Below are 19,365 nucleotides of genomic sequence, written 5' to 3' on the forward strand. Positions count from 1 at the left end.
GTCAAGCGGTCACAGGGGATCTTATTCAACGAAATCACTGCTTTTACATCTAGAATTGTTACAAATAAGGTCCACTGTGAAGTTAGAATAAAAAGTGGACACCCCTTTAACGGATTATTTGAATTAGGTAAGATGATAATAACTAGGAGGGGTTTCCATGGGTGAGAATCGCCAAAGATATAGTGAAGAGTTTAAACGGGAAACAGTCAAATTTGCGCAAGAACACCAACAAAAGAAGACAATGAAAGATATAGCCGATGAGCTTAAAATTCCGTTGAGTTGTCTTCATGAGTGGATGACGAAATACCGTGAATTTGAAAATGAACCGGTGGCAAGTGAAGATCGTATACGCCAACTGGAACAGCAAATCCGTAAACAAGAGCACCAGTTGAGAGCGAAAGAACGCAAAATAGCGTCAACAGAAGAAGAACTGGCTATTGTAAAAAAGGCGGTGCACATCTTCAGCAGACCAAAGCCATGAGGTTTCAATTCATTGAGGATCATAGCCGGGAGTTCTCAGTGGTGAAGATGTGCACTCTATTGGAAGTATCCCAGAGTGGTTATTATAAGTGGAAGAAACGCAAACCCAGCCACCAAGAATTGCGCAGCAAGGAGATCAAAGAGCGTATTTCCGAAATCTATAAGGATTCAGAAAATATATACGGCAGTCCAAAGATTACAAAGCTGCTGGAGAAAGAGGGATACAAGATCACTGAACGCACAGTGGGCCAGTATATGCAGCAGCTTGGTTTGCGCTCCTGTGTTTCTAGGAAGTTTAAAGTGAACACCACTGACTCCAATCATGACTATCCGGTCGCACCCAATAAGCTGAATCAGAACTTTAACGTCTCAGCGCCTAATAAGGTATGGGTCACCGATATCACCTATATTCCTTGTCGGGGAGGCCGTTTATATTTGGCAACTGTTCTTGACTTGTGTACACGCGAAATAGTTGGATGGCGCTTATACAACCGCATGGGAACAGAATTGGTCATGGATGCTTTAGACGATGCCTACCAGGATAGAAAACCGAAAAAAAACCTAATTCACCACTCAGATCGAGGGACACAATATGCTTCCAAAGATTATCGAAAGAAGCTGCAGGAGTACGGTATGGAAGCAAGCATGAGCCGCACCGGAAACTGTTACGATAATGCATGCGCAGAATCTTTTTTCAGTCTTCTTAAAAAGGAGTTAATCCGGGGTGGTAAATTCAGAACGAGAGTAGAAGCATCTACAGAAATCTATCGGTATATAGAGTTCTTCTATAATCGCAAAAGAATACACGGATCCATTGGCTATATGTCTCCCGTTGAATACGCACAGCAGTTTTATTTAAACCCGGCAGCATAAATGATGACTTGCGCTAATTAACAGGCAAAGTGGTGGGTTTTTCTTAACTTGCCGACAAAACAGATGATAGAGTGGATGGGTCAAGCGGGTTGGGCTTGACGCTTCCACGGCATCATCTATGCTTTTAAAAAGTTAAGAAAGGCCTACCACATAATAATTCCAAATTACTTTTTCGTTATTTAGGTGTCCACTTTCTTGACAGAGGTCCACTGAGTCCGACAACAGCGATAAATCTACACATTGAAAGGAAATAAGGTCCAATGAGTCCGCAAAAAAATGAAGGCAGTCTTAATGTTCAAGCAGTGTGGTTTCTATTCAAGTAACGGAGCAATAGTAAAAAAAGAAACACTCAGAGATTTTTTTAGCTCTGAGTGTTTCTATCAATGTTATGTTGCTGTTCAATTCAGTTGTTAATACTTTTTTGCGGTTTTACCTTCTATTGATGATTTTGTGCTTTAAATCTGAACCCGTTAACCTTAGCACTTTCTGTTTTTATAATTTGTCGATTTGTTTGATTGATTTTGCTGCTAGTTGCATAATTGTCATGTCGTCCATTGGTGGGTTGTGAAGGCCTGCCCGTACGTCCCGGTAGTAACGTTGCAATGGATTCTGTTGGGACAGGCTTCTTGCACCTGCAATGCGCATTGCCAGGTCAATTATTTCAATTGCCTGGTTAACAACAGAAAGTTTAACTGCGCCCAGTTCTGGTTTCATGGTTTCGCGTGTTGCTTCATCACTTTCATCCCATTTAATTGCCACACTATAGAGGAAACTTGAGCTTTGTAATACACGTAGTTCCATCTCACCAATCTTTTCCTTCACATTAGGCAGGTCAGAAATCGTTCCCTCAATACTATTTGGGGAATACTGTTTTGCAAAGTTTACGGCGTATTCTTGTGCAGCACGTGCTATTCCCAGATAACATGCCGGTATGTGTAACAACCAACCAGCCGCTGGTTTCTTACCAGGTGTGAGATTTTCTACTAGGTCATCTTTACCTACATGTACATTTTCTAAAACAATATCATGACTGCCGCTTGCTTTCATGGCGATTGAATCCCATGTTTCATCTACTCTAAGGCCTTCATTTTCACGTTTCACTAGAAAATTAGCAACCCTGTCTGTGCCGTCAATAGATGCGCTGACGACGAAATAAGATAGGATAGGAGCAAGTGTTGTGAAACTTTTTCTTCCGTTAATTATCCATCCACTTTCAACTTGTTTTGCTACAGTTTCTGGTCTTCCACCACGTGTTGGGCTGCCTGTTGCTGGTTCCGTAGCAGCGTTATTTAGTAGTGATCCATTTTCCATAACGTCTGTAGCGAAAGCTTGATACTTGTGTTCATCCCATATGTTGTTTTCACCCATAAACATCGTTATTCCCATGTGCCAGCCAATGGATAGTGCTGTCGCACCGTCTGCTTTTGCTATTGTTTCTTGAAGACGAAGCATTTCGTTCAGTGATATTCCTAATCCACCATATTGTTTCGGTATCGTTAATGCAGGGTAACCAATCTTTTTTAGGTCGTGAAAGTTTTCAAATGGAAATGTTCCATTTTCATCATGTTTTTGAGCTCTTTGTGCGAAAGGTTTAACGGTTTTTTGTAAAGCTTTGATTCGTTCTTCGGTTTTTTCAAGTTCCATTAGTTTCATACTCCATCACTCACTTTTAATTCTTATTAGTTAACTCGGATTTATGTAGTATATTATTTCATTTACGTATGGAAAGTGCAAGGTTTTGATATGCTGTACTACCAACGTGTAAATGTATCTTTTATACTGCTGATAGTAGCCCTACTAATATTTCCCCAAACGGAGGAATAAAATGTACAAACAGCAACTTAAGGGAGACTGGTAATATGAGGGGTGGTCAAGGAAAAGGACTGATTATCTTATTATTAGTAGTAATGGTAGGTATTGCTTCAACCGTTTACATTCTCTATATCTTGTCTCCAGAACGTCAAGCTGAAAAAGCGGTTGATTCCTTTTATACATTTGAACAAGACGGAGCATTTTCAAGTTCCTGGGCAATGTTTCATCCGTTTATGCAGGAGAAGTTTGACAAGGCGCATTACATACAGGATCGTGCCCATGTTTTTATGAATCATCTTGGGGTTACGACGTTTAGTTTTACGATAGATGATACACAAGAAATCAGAAATTGGAAAATAGACAAAGATAGAGAAGCAATTGATATAGTCTATAACGTAACCGTAGCACAACATTATCAAGGTAAATATGGTAACTTTACCTTGGTGCAGAATGTATATGCCACAAAATTAGAAGGGGAGTGGAGATTGCTTTGGGATTATAAGAAATAAGGATGGGCTAATTTGTGACTCAGCCCATTTTTAGATAAAACTATCTCCCTTTGTATCCTTTTTTAAAAATTTCCTGAACCCCATGTACGGTGACATAAGCGTTTGGGTCAATTCGCATGATGATTTTTCTGAAGGAAACGATTTCATGTTTATTAATGACAAGATATAAGATTTCACGTTCTGTTTTTGTATAGCCACCTTTACCTTCAAGTACGGTGATTCCACGAGCCATTTTAGTGGTGACTGCGTCTAACACTTCGTCAGGGTAGTTGGATATGATCGTAACAGCTGTCCGTTCGTTGGCACCTTCCACGATTACATCAATAACTTTAGCCCCCATGTAGACTGCAACCAAGGTATACATTGCTTTTTCCTGTCCTATTATAAAAGCAGATCCGGCTATAACCAAAATATCGATGATTAGCATTCCTTTTCCGATACTCCAGCCTAGTAGTTGATTGGCAAGCCTTGCAAGAATTGCTGATCCCCCTGAAGTACCGCCTGTGCGGAAGATGAGTCCAAGGCCAGTACCAACTGCTAGACCCGCAAATAATGCTGCTAATAATGTATCACCATTAATTTCTTCGCCCCAATCAACCGTGAAATGTAAGAAAAAAGAGGAGAAAATAATCGCAATGATCGTATAGATAATCACACGTTTATCGAAAAACTTATAACCTAATGCAACAAGCACCGAATTTAGCACGAAATTGACAAGACCTGGTGACCACTCAAATAAATAATAGGTAACAATAGTTATACCAATTACACCGCCCTCAGACAGGCGATTAGGAATAGCAAAATAGTTTACACCAATGGCAAAAATAAAGGAACCGATAAGGATCAATAGGACATCTTTAACTATTTTTTTCATCGATCCCTCTCCTCTCTATATTATCTTATACTATATCATTAGGATAACTATAGATTGAACCATAAATCAACTTAAATTTCTCCAGCAATTCGATATACATAAATTTTCCACGGTGAGGAGCTATTCTCAAAACTACGCTCATACAGAAGTCCTGTTTCTTCATGGTTTATTATCGGTAGAGCTGAAAAGACATAATCTCCACCCAGCTCTTGGAGTACTTCTGTATTGATATCCAATTGTTCAATTTCTTCTTCACTATCTTTTCTAAACAGATAGTTTTTACCTAGTTCGCCTACATACATATACAACCTGCCACCCCACGTGTCGAAGTAGTTTTCCAATGCTGGATTCTTTTCAAGCTCGTTTTCAGTCACTTCCCGAAATTTATGTTTATATTCAAGCGGAAAGCTGTTGTTATACGTATCCAGTGTATAGAATCCGTTATATTGTGCGATGGTTGGGTGCATGGCAACGCTAACGACTCTGTATTTAGATTGGTCTTTACCAATATAGTTCTCGATTTCCTCGAACAATCCTTCAGAATAAAATTCGTTATATGTCGGGGTACCAATATGGCTGTACTTGATTTCTTCAGTCATGGTAAAAAGCAATGTACATTGTGCGATGATTAATACGCTGACCACTATCTTCCCGAATTTCAGATACTTCCATAAAATGAACAATGCCAGAGCGAAACATATATACCAGATTACAGGATCCAAAAAGTGAATCCGACTAAAATTAAAGGTGTTAATAATCTTGAACTCATCTTTTAGTACCCTCATGCCTTCCCAGTACCAACATGCATACCAAAGCGAAAGTATTACGTTTGTGAAAAATAATCCGAGTAATAGTTTCGGCTTTACGTTCTGATAAGCAGCGACAAGAAAAGCAAGCCCAATGACTGGTATTAAGATGGTCGTATGAACTGCCATATCATGTGTGTGGCCATTGGCAAAATTATGGAAAAATAACTCGAGTGTACCGGCTAAATCCTTGTGTCCCAGATCATTTTCGATACGATGGGATGTGTTGTCTTTATTTATAAACATCGAATAAATTAATAGGTAATTTTTGACCAAATATAGGAACGTCATACATGAAATTGCTGTAAAGAATATCCAGTTTGCTTTTCTTTTACGAATCCAATTCACAAGCCATATAACGCACATTAATCCAAGGAAAAATACAAACGTTAAAATAAAGCTTGAGAAAAAAGGGAAGAGGAGCAGGATGATCCAATAGTATTTCGGTGTATGTTTCCCGTTCCTATAAATCGTAAGGAAGATGTGGAGTGCTAGTGGTAATCCGGCAATTGATAATAACCCTGATGGCCAAAAAGGCAAAAGCGCAAATCCTAAAGCTACACCACTGGTAATAAAATCGTTTTTTTCTCTGTAAAAGATATGATTCTTCAGCAGTACGTACATACCGAAAAAGGCAACAAAGCGCATAATGGTTTGGCCAATTGTATAAGCCGTCATTGGTTCGAATAATACATACAACCAAACCATCACATCAAGACCGGAAGCGAGGGAACTTCTAGGCAGACCATTAATTACGTTTGGTAGTGTTGTGTCTGTTAGGGAAAATGGTTGCCCACTATCTATGAGTAGTTTATACCAAACGATGTTTGAATCTAAATTATCATGAACACGGATATGAGTATCCCCACCTAATATATAGTAGGGCATCAGATAGGCAAGGATAATGAAGCATGCCATCCATATGAATCTATTTTTCTGGATAAGCGCAACTAAGGCATGGCGAATGCCAAGTTTTCTAAGCAGATAAGAAAGTATAAAAACTTTCTTTATTTGCATAAGTGCAACTAGGTCATTCGCTATAAAGGCATGGCGAATGCCAAGTTTTCTAATAAAATTGGTGTAAACAGTTGACCACATGATCGACATCCTCTTTTTCTATTCCGTAATATAATGGTAGGCGAACGAGTTTTTGACTTTCGGTAGTGGTATATTGGTCAACGCCTGAGAAGCTTCCATTTCTTTTGCCTGCGTGGGCTGAATGAAGCGGTACATAATGCGATACAGCCATAATTCCCTGATCGTTTAGAAACTCGATCAGGTGGCTGCGTTCCTCTTCACAACTCGTTTTTAAATAATAGAGATGACCATTGTGTTCACAGGAATCCGGAACAGTAGGTCCTGATAGTTCCCTGGAATCAAATAATGGCTGCAATTCATAATCATAGTACTCCCAAATTAGTTTGCGTTCATGGTTTATGGTTTCTGCATGTTCTAATTGCACGTGGAGGTAAGCGGCATTCAAATCACTTAATAAATAGGAAGAACCAATGTCCCGCCACGTATATTTATCGACCATACCTTTAATAAACTGCTCCCGATTCGTTCCTTTTTCCTGTAAAATTTCAGCGCGTTCGACTGCGGATTCCTCATTTATAATGAGGGCACCACCTTCTCCACATGTGATATTTTTCGTTTCGTGAAAGCTTATGGTACCGAAATGGCCTATTGTTCCTAAAGGTTCTTCTTTATACGTACTTAATAGGGCTTGTGCAGCATCTTCAATAACCCATAAATGGTGGCGGTAAGCGATATCCATAATCGCATGCATGTCACAGGCGATTCCTGCATAATGAACAATGACGATTGCTTTTGTATGCTCCGTTATTGCTTCTTCGATTTTGACGGGGTTAATGTTCATCGTTGATGGTTCCACATCAACAAATCGAATGGAGGCTCCCCTTAATGCAAAAGCATTAGCTGTTGAAACGAAGGTATACGATGGCATAATAACTTCATCACCTTCTGAGACTTCGGTCAACAATGCTGTCATTTCAAGTGCTGCTGTGCAGGAAGGTGTAAGAAGTGCCTTTTCGCAGTCAAGATGTTTCTCTAGCCAATTCGTGCATTTTTGGCCAAACGGTCCATTTCCGGATAGTTTGGATTGAGTCATTGCTTCTTGTATTGCTTGTGATTCTTTGCCGATTACACATGGTTTATTAAAAGGAATCAATCGTTATCACCTCATCACGATTATGCCTAAAACAATAAGTGAGATTCCTACTACCTTTTGTGGACTTACTGGCTCCCCGAATAAAAATGCGGAAAAGAGGAATACAAGCACAAAAGACAGACTCATAAATGGATAGGCATAACTAATGTTGAATTTTGTCATGGCGGCCATCCAAAACAAAGCTGCGATAAAAGCAGAGAATAATCCAGATAAAATCCAAGGATTTAATAAAAGTTGTAATAAAAACGTGAACTTTTCCACCCATGGTTCTGGAAGTCCGCCGTAATCATCTATTTTCCATTTCAACACTAACTGTCCATAAACCGTGAATAAAATAGTTCCGAAGATAAATAGATATCCCAAGGCTACACACCATTTAGAGCAGTTCGGTTCAGTTTATGGTACACATCAATGGTATGGGATAGTCTGAATCCAAGTGCATAAAATAAATTCAAAGAAGTTACATTAGCTGCAGAAATGGATGTGCGTAATTGATCATGGCCGAGCTTTAATTGGGTGTAGCACCCCTGACTTGTAAACGCTTTGGCTAATCCTTTATTTTGATATTCTTTTTTAATTCCGAGTAGTAGGACTTTGTCATTTTCATACGCATAAAAGCCTGCTAATCCTCCTTTGTAATACAGGGCACAAATTTGGTCATTTGCCTGGAGGTCCTTCACCCAATTTCGGTAGCGAAGATCGGCCATAGACGAGGGAATGTTGAAATCCCGGTGAAAACGTCCATGCGTAAAAACTTCTTCAGCAATTTCATTGATGTCTTTAGAATTATATTCCTTAGATATCAACGTGTCTTCGTTAGAAAAAAGGTTCAGTTTTTCCTTCGTGCATACCGGTTCAATTAAGGTGTCTACATAATAAAAGCCGTGTCTTAAGAGTTTTTTTGGACTTTCCAAAGGATCCACTTTTAGTGTGTAATGCCCGGGGTGTTTATCTGAACTTTTTAGGGCTTCGTCTGTTGTAGAGGTGAGTTCGTACGTGTTAATGTTGAAATTCCGTCTGTCCCATGGTGTTTCTTTTATATAATTTTCCATAAGATCAACTCCGTTTTTCAGTTTCTCGTATTCTCTCTGTTGTTTCTCTAACGAGGTAAAGAGGTCGTGCTTTCGTTTCATTGAACACTTTTCCTAGGTATAACCCGAGAACACCGAAGTTAAAGAAAACCAATCCTCCGATGAAATAGATGGATACCATTACACTGGTCCATCCTTGAACAGGTTCAGCCAGGAAAAAATAGCGAGCAAATAAATACATGCCGTAAATAAATGATCCCAGAGAGATTAAAAAGCCGAATTGAATGGATAATCGAAGCGGCTTGTTGGATTGGGATATGATAGCATCTGTCGCTAACGTGACTAATTTTTTTATATTATAAGATGTTTTGCCTTTGCGTCTGGAATTGTGTTCGATTTGAACGGTACCGGTTTTATAGCCCATCCATTGGATAAATAACGGATAGAAACGGTTTTGCTCCCGCATCTGTCGAAAATTCTCTACTACTTTTTTTGAGCTAATACTAAAGTTGGCGATCGTATGGTCTGATGTACGCCCCGTTAGGTAATCATAAACGCGGTAAAATAGTTGTGATGACTTTCGTTTGATCCATTTGTCCTGGCGTTGTACCCGATTACCAAATACAACTTCATATCCTTCTTGGGCTTTTTCATACAATGTTTTGATTTCTTCTGGACGGTCTTGCAAATCACAATCCATTACGACGATCCAGTCACCGCTGGTATGGTCAAGGCCAGCAGTAATTGCGTGATGCTGACCAAAATTGCGCGTGAGATCTATTCCTTTAATGCGTTCATCTTCGTCACTTAGTTGTTTAATCGTCGTCCATGCGTCGTCTGGGCTACTGTCATTGACTAAAATGATTTCAAATTGGGCTGGTATGGTTTCGATGGCGTTCGTTACACGGCTGCAAAGCATTTTTAAACAGAGATCACAACCATAAACAGGAACTACAACCGAGATTTTTGAAGGGTTTGGTCCCATTGTGCCACATACCAATCTATCGTTTTTTTGAGTCCTGACTCTAATGATTCAATCGGTTTCCAGCCCAATGATTCTCTAAGTTTTGTATCATCAACTGCATAACGCCTATCATGTCCTTTACGATCAGTTGTAAATGTAATTAAGTTTTTAAAACTGTCTAGTGATCGAGGGGTCTTCACAGCTTGCATGTGATCCAAAATCTCACAAATTTTGACTGCAATATCCATGTTAACTTTTTCATTACCACCACCAATGTTATACGTCTCAAAGGCTTTACCGTAATGATAGATGGTATCGAGTGCACGGCAATGATCTTCTACATATAGCCAATCCCTAATATTTTGCCCATCTCCATAAATAGGGATTTCCTCACCCCTTAGAGCGTTTGAAATAATCGTTGGGATAAGCTTTTCCTCGTGTTGTTTTGGCCCATAGTTATTAGAACTACTGGAAATAACAACATTCATGCCATACGTATGACCAAAGCTCTTCACAAGCATATTGGCGCTTGCTTTTGATGCACTATAAGGATTCCTAGGGTCATAGGGTGTTTCTTCATGAAATTTCCCATCTTCGCCTAATGAACCATATACTTCATCAGTTGAAATGTGATGAAATCGTTTTTTTGTTAGTGTGCCTTCCTTTTCCCAAGCGCTTCTTGCTGCCTGAAGGAGAATCATCGTTCCGAGTGTATTTGTTTTCACAAATTCTTTTGCATTTTTAATCGATCTATCGACATGTGATTCAGCTGCAAAATGGATAACGCCTGAGACATTAAACATAGAAAAAATCGTATTCACAAGCTTTTCATCAGCAATATCACCTTGAATAAAGTAGTAGTTTTCTAGACTTTCCAGAGCCTGCAGGTTAGTTCTTGATCCTGCGTACGTGAGTTTATCCAGGTTAATCAGTTGCATGTTAGGGTACTTTTCTAAATAGTAGTTAATGTAGTTTGCACCGATAAACCCTGCTCCACCAGTAACGAGTAATGTTGGTTTTTGTTTATTCATTTTACCAGTCCTAACATTGGATTACGGTCAATGGATTCCCAATATTGTTCGGTATGTGTTCTATTTGCTATTTCCAATAAATAGTTCCCGTAATCGTTTTTCTCCATTGATTTGCCTTTTTCGTATAATGCTTCTCTGCTCATATATCCCATGTAATAGGCAATTTCCTCTAGACATGCTAACTTAAAGCCTTGCCGCTGCTGTGTTATTTTCACAAATTCAGAGGCTTCAAATAGTGACTCATGTGTTCCAGCATCCATCCAGGCAAACCCTCTTCCTAGTAATTGCACATCTAATTGACCACGTTTCAAGTATTCTTTGTTGAGGTCAGTGATCTCAAGCTCCCTGCGATTTGAGAAAGTTAGTTTTTTAGAAAATTTTGTTGCTCGATTATCATAGATGTAAAGACCTGTCACAGCGAAGTCTGATTTTGGTTCTTCCGGTTTTTCTTCCAATGAAATTACTTTTTGATTGTGATCAAATTCTACGACACCGAACCGTTCAGCATCTTTCACGCGATAACCGAATACGGTTGCATATTTGTGATTGTTTATGGCGTCTCGTAGCAGGGTTGTAAATCCCTGACCATAAAAAATATTGTCTCCTAATAACAGTGTGACATCATCCTGACCGATGAAGTCTTCTCCAAGTATGAAGGCCTCCGGTATACCATTTGGCTCTGATTGTTCCTGGTAAGTAAGTGATATACCAAGTGCTGAGCCATCGCCGAGTAATTCTTGGAATTTCGGTTTATCTTCTGGTGTACTAATAATCATGACATCTTTTATGCCACCCAACATTAATATTGATAGCGGATAATAGATCATCGGCTTATCAAAAACAGCTAGCAGATGTTTATTGATAGTATCTGTACTTGGGGAAAGTCTCGTTCCACTACCACCAGCTAATATAATACCCTTCATTAATACCCACCTCTTCACCGATTTAGATTTTCATCCTACTACACTATTTCCGATTTTAGGGAAAATAATCTTACAATTAAATTGCAATTAAATTACGAAGAATTTCCATATAGGAGAGGACATATTGTTATATATAGGTAAAATTCACCTTAAAAATCAGTTTGGTTTGGTCTACTATAGAAGTAATAGGATTATCTGAGTTAGGGGAGGGAAGAAAGATGACGCAAAAAATAGCTGTAGTAGTTATTCACGGAGCGGGGACTCCTGATGAAAATTTTGCCGATGAGATTGTTACACGTATTGCAAAAGAGTTTGCTAAAAAACTGCCAATCAGTAATTCAGAGCAGGAAATTGTGTTTGAGCCTGTGTTTTGGTCGTCGATTTTCGAAGTGGAACAGGAAAAACTGTGGGAGCGATTAAATCAAAGTGGTGATTTGGATTTTCCACTTTTACGGCGATTTGTGATTGAATTTTTAGCAGATGCTGTCGCGTATCAACCTACTGCTCTTGGTAATCAAAATTACGATAAAGTCCATGCTTTAATAGCTGCTTCCATTAATAAGTTAAGGGAGAAAGCTGGACCGCATGCACCGTTATGCGTAATTAGTCATAGCCTTGGAACTGTGATTGCAAGTAATTATTTTTATGATTTACAGTTTAGACGGGAAAATATGGGAGTTGAAACGAAGCGGTGTTCAAGTAATACACCAATTGAGCAATGTGAAACATTGACACTGTTCTATACTTTGGGAAGTCCGATGGCATTATGGTCACTAAGGTATATTGATTTCGGCTCACCGATTCAGGTGCCCTCTTCTATGATGAAAACGCAATACCCGAGTGTTCAGGGAGAATGGCTTAACTTTTATGATAAGGATGATGTCCTAGCCTTTCCCTTGCAAGGATTGAATAGTGCATATGAAGCTGCTGTTACAAAGGATGTACCAGTAAATGCAGGAGGATTGTTAACTAGCTGGAACCCATTGTCCCATCTTAAATATGATTCGGATAAAGATGTTATTAAACCGATTGTAGAGGGACTCGTCAAGACATGGCGTGAAGTTAATGGGGGTGAAGGGGTTAGACAGTAAACATAACCAAACAAAAAGAGCAGTTTAGGATCACTGCTCTTTGAATCGAGTGTCAACTTTCCATAACAGGTTGATGACAAACTCGCTCTTTAAATTTTTTGACAGGTATATAAAAACTTTGTATTAACGGACCAATTCCAAATGCAACAAGAATAGTACCGAATCCAATTGGACCTCCGATAATAAATGCAATTAGCATAATCATTACTTCAATTGCAGTCTTAGAAAAAGCAAGACTTTTACCTGTACGGAAATGAAATGCCATCATTAAATTATCAATTGGATTTCGTGCAAAATTGGACTGAAGATAAAAAGAGACCCCAACAGCAATAGAAATAATCCCACTGACTAGCATGCCGATTCTGACTAGTAAAGACGTTATAGCTAATTCAGCAAAGATAACTTCGAGCCACACATCAATAAATGATCCAATCAGAAACATGGTAACGAGTGCTAAGAAATCGGGTGTCTTTTTGAGTAGGTAGGCATTTAACAAGATTAATAGTATTCCGTTGATAAAAATCCAACTTCCTACTGTGAGTCCCAGGTTTAATGATAATCCTACAAAAAAAGCATCCCAAGGACCTGCCCCCAAGTTTGCTAAAATCATCATACTAATACCAAACGTTAAAAAAATTAATCCTACTATATAAAATAAACCAATTATAATCCCGTTTTTCAATACTACACCTTCTTGACTGATAATTTTTAAACTACCGTTATTTTATCATAGTTTTTGTTTCAAGCACTATTTAATTTCAGGTAACATACATAAGCTACTATCATTTTTCATATAGTAATACATTAGCAGAATGGAATATTCAATTTAGCTTCTGCATATTATGACCCTATAGATCGATCGTATCACGGAGAGGGTGGAGGAGTATGTGCGGGATTACAGGAGTTGTTAATTGGAAGAAAGATGTACGATCTGAGCGGTCTACATTAGGGAAAATGGCGAAAACCATGACATTGCGGGGCCCTGATGATTCACAAGTTTGGATGGATCAGCATGTGGGATTTGGTCATAAAAGGCTTGCGGTAATTGATATTGATGGTGGTAAACAGCCAATGAGCAAGGTGAAAGATGGTAAAACATATACGCTTGTTTATAATGGCGAATTATATAACACGGAGGAATTACGCAAAGAATTACAGAAAAAAGGATATCAGTTTGTTACTACCTCAGATACGGAGGTACTATTGACTGCCTATATGGAATGGAAAGAAAATTGTGTTGATTATTTGAACGGGATTTATGCATTTGCAATATGGGATAAGGAAAAAGAGCAATTATTCATCTCCAGAGACCGACTTGGAGTAAAGCCATTATTTTTTCTAGAAGGTTCTGGTTGGTTAATATTTGGTTCTGAATTAAAGGCGATATTAGCACACCCCAATGTCTTGCCTGAAGTAGAACGAGATGGGTTAGCTGAGATCTTCGGATTAGGTCCTTCTAGAACTCCAGGTCACGGGTTATTTAAGGATTTTCGGGAATTACGGGCAGGTCATTCGTTAACATTTTCAAAAAATGGTTTAAACGTTTGGCGTTATTGGAATGTTGAAAGTTATAAACATTATGATTCTATAGAAGAAACTGCTGAAAACGTAAGAGCATTATTTGTTGACGCCGTTCAGCGACAGTTGGTTTCTGATGTACCAATTTCTACTTTTTTATCTGGGGGTCTGGATTCAAGTGCAATCACTGCTGTTGCTTCGAACTTTTTTGAGGCTAAGGGCACTGGTCCACTGTCTACTTTTTCGGTGGATTACGAAGGAAATGAACAATTTTTTAAAGCGAGTAAATTTCAGCCTTCAAATGATCGACCTTGGATTGAAAAAATGGTGCGGGAGTTTTCTACAGATCACCATGATGAAGTAATGTCGGGTTTTGAGTTAGCCAGTTTGTTAAAGGAATCTGTGTATTTGCGTGATCAACCAGGTATGGCTGATATTGACTCTTCATTATTATGGTTTTGCAGACGCATAAAAAATTATTCGACAGTGAGTTTGTCTGGGGAGTGTGCCGATGAAATCTTTGGTGGGTATCCATGGTTTCATGATCCACCTGGTTCCTCGGACGGATTTCCATGGATGAGATCTTTGGACGCGAGGATTAATTTACTTCACCCAGAATGGCAGAAAAAACTGGATTTGAAATCCTATGTACAAAATCGTTATGTAGAGACGATCCAGGAAACTCCAGGGCTGGATGGGGAAACGGAACAAGATGCACGACGACGAGAGCTTTTTTATTTGAATATACATTGGTTCATGGCGCAATTGCTTGATCGGAAGGATCGTATGAGTATGGGTGCAAGCTTAGAAGTTCGGGTTCCATATGCAGATCATAAATTAGTGGAGTATGTGTGGAATATTCCGTGGGAGATGAAGGTATTAGACGGCAGGGAAAAGGGTATTTTGCGAAAAGCGTTAGAAGGAATTTTGCCTGATGATGTGTTATATCGGAAGAAAAGTCCGTATCCGAAGACATTCCAACCAGCATATACAAAAGAAGTTGTGAAATGGATGGAAGAAATTTTAGCGGATCCCGCGGCACCTTTGTTTGAATTTGTAAGCCGAAAAAAAGTGGAAGCTATTGTGCGTAGTGAAGGGAAAGAGTTCAAAGATCCGTGGTATGGACAACTGATGAAAGGACCTCAGCTGATTGCGCATTTAGGTCAAATTGATTACTGGCTAAGAAAATATGATGTTCAGGTTCGTGGGTAATATGCCGAAATTTAACAGGTGTAAAATCAGCTATCTTTGAAATTCTAAGTGGTGAGCAGGATTAACCTGTTCATAATTCCCACGAGGAGTGATCAGTTGTGGCAGAAAACAATCGTAATAAATTGTTGGTGCCAGGTGCGAGAAATGCAATGGAAAGTATGAAAGAAGAAATTGCAAATGAGTTCGGTGTTCAGCCAGGAGCTGACACTACTGCACGAGAAAACGGATCGGTGGGTGGCGAAATGGTCAAACGAATGATCAAAATCGCCGAGCAAGATATGGAAAGTCGAAACAGGTAGTACAAGGAAAGAGGATCCTGTTAAGGGTCCTCTTTCTTCTAGACTTTTTCGTAAAGTTTGTTGCTTTTGAAAGAAAAGATATAACTGCGCCGTAACTTTAGGCCTATTTCTATTGCCGCCGTCCGGGATCGCTACGGACGGATGCTTTCCGCGAGCACGGCCTCAGCCAGGGTACTACTTGAATCATCTTCTTCGTTCCCTTGCGCTGAGGAAGCATACTTCGAAGCGTTATTAGAAAACTTGGCATTCGGCATGCCTTTACGACGAATGCCTTAGTTGCACTTATGCAGAACAGCAAAGTTTCTTTTCTATTCTGCCTAGAAGACGCAGGCGCATCTAAGCGGGGTCTTCGGACAGTGCTGTTCCCGCAGGAGTCACCGCCCTCCGCTCACCAGAACTGGTAAGGTGTTTTATCAATACAGATACAGTCCCACGACAGTGAAGGAAATAACCAGTGGAGGAAATACACGTAGATCCCTTGAAAATACAAACCGATTTTCTGCGTGCGATGTCTAGCTATGTAGCTTTCCTTATCCTGTGGGAGCAGAGGCTCATCAGCCGCCCACGGGTAGAAGACACTGCGCAGTGAAACGAAGCAGATGTCGCACTTGTACCCGGATGGGTGAAAGCGAAGTGTATTTCCGTAGCGGTAGGTTAACCGTCACATCAAGTTGCGACGCAGTTTATATCAAGTATGTAGATTAAAAAGCAACAATGCGTGTGAAGCCAGCCATGTTCCTTAACTAATAAGAAAAGTGAAAGCCATGTTTATTTATCTATAGCAACAGCTACGTCCAGCTCCAGTGACCATGCTTTTTGTTTCTAATTTCGATATAATGGGAGTATAGATTATTCGTTAATAGGGAGGGGATTCATATGATCGGTCTTACTGAGGTTCAACAAGCACGAGAACGAATTGCGGGTATTATAAATGAGACGCCTATTTTACATTCGGGCCAGTTATCATCCATTTCAGGAAACCAAGTGTTTTTAAAAGGGGAACACGTACAAAAAACGGGTGCTTTTAAAATTAGAGGAGCTACGAATAAAGTTAAGCAAGTCGTTAAAGATGGAGAAACATATGTGACTGCTGCTTCATCAGGTAACCATGGCCAGGCGGTGGCTTATATTGCAAATAAACTTGGTATTCCGGCAACAATTGTTATACCAGTTGGAGCGACATTAAGTAAAGTAAATGCAATTAGGGCATATCATGCTCAGATTGAGACGTGTGGTACAACGTCTGAGGAACGATTACCACGGGCAATGGAGTTGGCGAAATTAAAAAATGGTGTGTACATACCGCCTTATGATGATCCATTCATTATTGCTGGGCAAGGAACAGTTGGTTTGGAAATCATCGAACAAGTGCAGGATGTAGATGTTGTCGTTGTTCCAATAGGTGGTGGTGGCCTTATATCAGGTGTGTTGACCGCGATAAAGGAGACGAATCCATCCGTAAAGGTGATTGGTGTAGAACCGGAAGTTGCAAATGATACATATCTTTCATTAGAAAGGGGTGAAATTACCTCCGTCGAAGCAACCGCAACGATTGCAGATGGACTCCGAACAAGCCAACCTGGTAATGTGACGTTTCCAATTGTACAGAAATACTTGGATGAATTAGTGCTTGTAAGTGAAGAAGAAATTCGTTCGGCGATGTTTTTTGTAATGGAACGAATGAAGCAAGTGATTGAACCTTCAAGTGCAGTGGCTGTTGCTGCTGTAATGTATGGGAAAATAAGAGCTCAGAACAAAAAGGTTGTCTGTGTCGTGTCTGGTGGTAATGTAGACGTAGGTAAACTTGGGGATGTTTTTAAAGACTTGAAGTAACTTTGAGCTTGATTTTAGATGAATAGTAACCCTTCCATTGAGAGAAAGTAATTACGTATACATACTTTTTAGGGTGGAGGGGTTTTTATTGGATGAAGATATGAAAAAGGGTGGTCCTGGTGGTGCTGATGATCAGCGATTTTCAGAGGGGGAATCGAAGGATACGTTAACGACAAGACAGGGCCATGTGATAGATGACAATCAGAATATAAGAACGGTAGGCAATAGAGGTCCATCGACACTTGAGAACTATGACTTTATTGAGAAGATTTCCCACTTTGACAGGGAGCGTGTTCCAGAACGTATTGTCCATGCCCGAGGTGCAGGTGCACATGGATATTTTGAGACGTATGGAAAAGCTGGAGATGATCCGGTAGAGAAGTATACGCGTGCGAAGGTGTTCTCAGGTGAGGGTAAGAAAACACCAGTACTTGTTCGTTTTTCCACGGTGACCCATTCAAAAGATTCACCAGAAACGCTTCGTGATCCGCGTGGTTTTGCAGTGAAATTTTACACAGAGGATGGCAACTGGGATTTGGTTGGTAATAATTTAAAAATATTTTTCATAAGGGATGCGATGAAGTTTCCTGATTTGATTCATGCGTTTAAGCCTGATCCAGTAACAAATGTGCAGGACAGTGAACGTATATTCGACTTTATAAGTAATACGCCTGAAGCGATGCACATGATTACGTTTCTATTCTCACCGTGGGGGATCCCCGCTAATTATCGTCAAATGCAAGGTTCAGGGGTAAATACATACCGGTGGGTAAACAAAGATGGAAAGGCATTTTTGGTGAAATACCATTGGGAGCCGTTACATCAGGGGATCAAAAATTTGACCCAGGAAGAAGCCAATCGAATACAGGCAGAGAACTTTAGTCATGCGACCCAGGACCTTTACCAGGCTATCGATGAAGGTGATTATCCAGAGTGGGAATTGTGTGTGCAAATTATGGATGATCATGAGCATCCTGAGCTTGATTTTGATCCATTAGATGATACGAAGATATGGCCTGCTGATGAGTTTCCATTTCTAAAGGTTGGTAAAATGGTGCTTAACAAGAATCCGGATAATTATCATAATGAAATTGAACAGGCAGCATTTGGTACAGGTGTACTTGTTGATGGATTGGATTTTTCGGATGACAAAATGCTGCAGGGAAGAACGTTTTCTTATTCAGATACACAGCGATATCGAGTTGGCGCCAATTACCTTCAATTGCCAGTTAATGCACCGAAAAAGCATGTGGCAACCAATCAGGAAGGTGGACAAATGGCCTACCATGTTGACCGGCCTAATCCACATGTGAACTATGAACCTTCTTCCTTAAATGGTTTGGACGAAGTAGAACGCGAAGAAGGTAGATTCAAACCTTATGCTGAGGGTAAATTGGTACGTGAATCTATCGAACGGAAAAATGATTTCAAACAAGCAGGTGAAAGGTACAATCTTTTAGAAGATTGGGAGCGGGATGATCTCATTATGAATTTAGTGAACTCGTTAAAACCTTGTCAGCCTCATATTCAAACAAGAATGGTGCAGTTGTTAACAAAATGTGATACCAACTATGGTCAACGCGTTGCAGAGGGACTTGGAATGAATGCAGATGAGATGAATACAATGAATGAGGAGTTTGCCAAGGAAATAACCCCTACAAAAGGAAAACTACCTAAAAAAGGCGGCTCTCCGATTGGCAATACAGGTGCAAGTGATGCTGTGGAAGAAGCAATCAGAAAAGGACATGACGCCGATCCTTACTAAAAGAGTAACGCCTTGTATTAAAAAGCTGTTTTCTACAAGATTGTTATTTTGCCGTAATAGATATAAACTGCGACGTAACTTTAGGCTTCTAAGAACGCGTGCTATTGCCGCCGTCTGGGATCGCTACGGGCGGATGCTTTCCGCGGGCACGGC

At 39.9% G+C, this 19,365-nt stretch carries 18 protein-coding genes; 8 read left to right on the plus strand and 10 right to left on the minus strand.

Features of this window, described 5'->3' with window-relative positions; translation table 11 throughout:
• The first annotated feature begins 157 nt into the window (after positions 1–157).
• Complete coding sequence (locus tag ACFQ3N_RS03920) at positions 158–481, plus strand: transposase (protein WP_390359720.1); 324 nt, start codon at positions 158–160, stop codon at positions 479–481.
• Positions 478–1,353, plus strand: coding sequence for an IS3 family transposase (locus tag ACFQ3N_RS03925; protein ID WP_390359722.1), 876 nt, complete (start codon positions 478–480; stop codon positions 1,351–1,353). The genes ACFQ3N_RS03920 and ACFQ3N_RS03925 overlap by 4 nt, the downstream gene beginning before the upstream one ends.
• Before the next feature lie 492 nt (positions 1,354–1,845).
• Here the strand turns inward: ACFQ3N_RS03925 and ACFQ3N_RS03930 are convergent, their stop codons facing one another.
• Positions 1,846–3,006, minus strand: a complete 1,161-nt coding sequence (locus tag ACFQ3N_RS03930; RefSeq protein ID WP_390359723.1) for an acyl-CoA dehydrogenase family protein — start codon at positions 3,004–3,006, stop codon at positions 1,846–1,848.
• Positions 3,007–3,212: 206 nt separating this feature from the next.
• Here ACFQ3N_RS03930 and ACFQ3N_RS03935 point away from each other — a divergent pair, with 206 nt between their 5' ends.
• Entirely contained in the window at positions 3,213–3,674 is a 462-nt protein-coding gene (locus ACFQ3N_RS03935; protein WP_390359725.1) for a hypothetical protein, read from the plus strand.
• Positions 3,675–3,714: 40 nt separating this feature from the next.
• Here ACFQ3N_RS03935 and ACFQ3N_RS03940 read toward each other — a convergent pair whose 3' ends face one another.
• From ACFQ3N_RS03940 to rfbA, 8 genes are all read right to left on the minus strand, one after another.
• Complete coding sequence (locus ACFQ3N_RS03940) at positions 3,715–4,548, minus strand: YitT family protein (protein ID WP_390359727.1); 834 nt, start codon at positions 4,546–4,548, stop codon at positions 3,715–3,717.
• A 71-nt stretch (positions 4,549–4,619) separates the two neighbouring features.
• Positions 4,620–6,452 carry a DUF6044 family protein gene (locus ACFQ3N_RS03945; protein WP_390359729.1) on the minus strand — a complete coding sequence of 611 codons (1,833 nt, stop codon included), beginning with the start codon at positions 6,450–6,452 and terminating at the stop codon, positions 4,620–4,622.
• Positions 6,421–7,545, minus strand: coding sequence for a dTDP-4-amino-4,6-dideoxygalactose transaminase (gene rffA, locus ACFQ3N_RS03950; RefSeq protein ID WP_390359731.1), 1,125 nt, complete (start codon positions 7,543–7,545; stop codon positions 6,421–6,423). Before rffA ends, ACFQ3N_RS03945 begins: the two co-directional genes overlap by 32 nt.
• A gap of 6 nt (positions 7,546–7,551) precedes the next feature.
• Positions 7,552–7,908, minus strand: a complete 357-nt coding sequence (locus tag ACFQ3N_RS03955; RefSeq protein ID WP_390359733.1) for an EamA family transporter — start codon at positions 7,906–7,908, stop codon at positions 7,552–7,554.
• Between the two features lie 2 nt (positions 7,909–7,910).
• Positions 7,911–8,597 (minus strand): N-acetyltransferase, encoded by a 687-nt coding sequence (locus tag ACFQ3N_RS03960; RefSeq protein ID WP_390359734.1) that lies wholly within the window; start codon positions 8,595–8,597, stop codon positions 7,911–7,913.
• A 4-nt stretch (positions 8,598–8,601) separates the two neighbouring features.
• On the minus strand, positions 8,602–9,561 hold the full coding sequence (locus ACFQ3N_RS03965; protein WP_390359736.1) for a glycosyltransferase family 2 protein: 960 nt from the start codon (positions 9,559–9,561) through the stop codon (positions 8,602–8,604).
• Positions 9,528–10,571, minus strand: a complete 1,044-nt coding sequence (gene rfbB / locus ACFQ3N_RS03970) for a dTDP-glucose 4,6-dehydratase (protein WP_390359738.1) — start codon at positions 10,569–10,571, stop codon at positions 9,528–9,530. The genes ACFQ3N_RS03965 and rfbB overlap by 34 nt, the downstream gene beginning before the upstream one ends.
• On the minus strand, positions 10,568–11,494 hold the full coding sequence (gene rfbA / locus ACFQ3N_RS03975) for a glucose-1-phosphate thymidylyltransferase RfbA (RefSeq protein ID WP_390359740.1): 927 nt from the start codon (positions 11,492–11,494) through the stop codon (positions 10,568–10,570). The genes rfbB and rfbA overlap by 4 nt, the downstream gene beginning before the upstream one ends.
• 218 nt (positions 11,495–11,712) lie before the next feature.
• Between rfbA and ACFQ3N_RS03980 the strand changes: the two genes are divergently transcribed.
• The gene (locus ACFQ3N_RS03980) at positions 11,713–12,585 is read left to right on the plus strand and encodes a chemotaxis protein (RefSeq protein WP_390359742.1); all 873 of its coding nucleotides are present in this window, start codon (positions 11,713–11,715) and stop codon (positions 12,583–12,585) included.
• Positions 12,586–12,637: 52 nt separating this feature from the next.
• Here the strand turns inward: ACFQ3N_RS03980 and ACFQ3N_RS03985 are convergent, their stop codons facing one another.
• Positions 12,638–13,267, minus strand: coding sequence for a YczE/YyaS/YitT family protein (locus ACFQ3N_RS03985; protein ID WP_390359744.1), 630 nt, complete (start codon positions 13,265–13,267; stop codon positions 12,638–12,640).
• Between the two features lie 203 nt (positions 13,268–13,470).
• Between ACFQ3N_RS03985 and asnB the strand changes: the two genes are divergently transcribed.
• From asnB to ACFQ3N_RS04005, 4 genes are all read left to right on the plus strand, one after another.
• Complete coding sequence (asnB, locus tag ACFQ3N_RS03990) at positions 13,471–15,315, plus strand: asparagine synthase (glutamine-hydrolyzing) (RefSeq protein ID WP_390359746.1); 1,845 nt, start codon at positions 13,471–13,473, stop codon at positions 15,313–15,315.
• Between the two features lie 98 nt (positions 15,316–15,413).
• Entirely contained in the window at positions 15,414–15,614 is a 201-nt protein-coding gene (locus tag ACFQ3N_RS03995) for a small, acid-soluble spore protein, alpha/beta type (RefSeq protein ID WP_390359748.1), read from the plus strand.
• 876 nt (positions 15,615–16,490) lie between these two features.
• Positions 16,491–17,447, plus strand: a complete 957-nt coding sequence (locus ACFQ3N_RS04000) for a threonine ammonia-lyase (protein ID WP_390359750.1) — start codon at positions 16,491–16,493, stop codon at positions 17,445–17,447.
• Positions 17,448–17,547: 100 nt separating this feature from the next.
• On the plus strand, positions 17,548–19,212 hold the full coding sequence (locus ACFQ3N_RS04005) for a catalase (RefSeq protein WP_390359794.1): 1,665 nt from the start codon (positions 17,548–17,550) through the stop codon (positions 19,210–19,212).
• The last annotated feature ends 153 nt before the right edge of the window (positions 19,213–19,365 follow it).

The sequence above is a fragment of the Virgibacillus byunsanensis genome, assembly GCF_042675965.1.
Classification (GTDB): domain Bacteria; phylum Bacillota; class Bacilli; order Bacillales; family Amphibacillaceae; genus Virgibacillus_R; species Virgibacillus_R byunsanensis.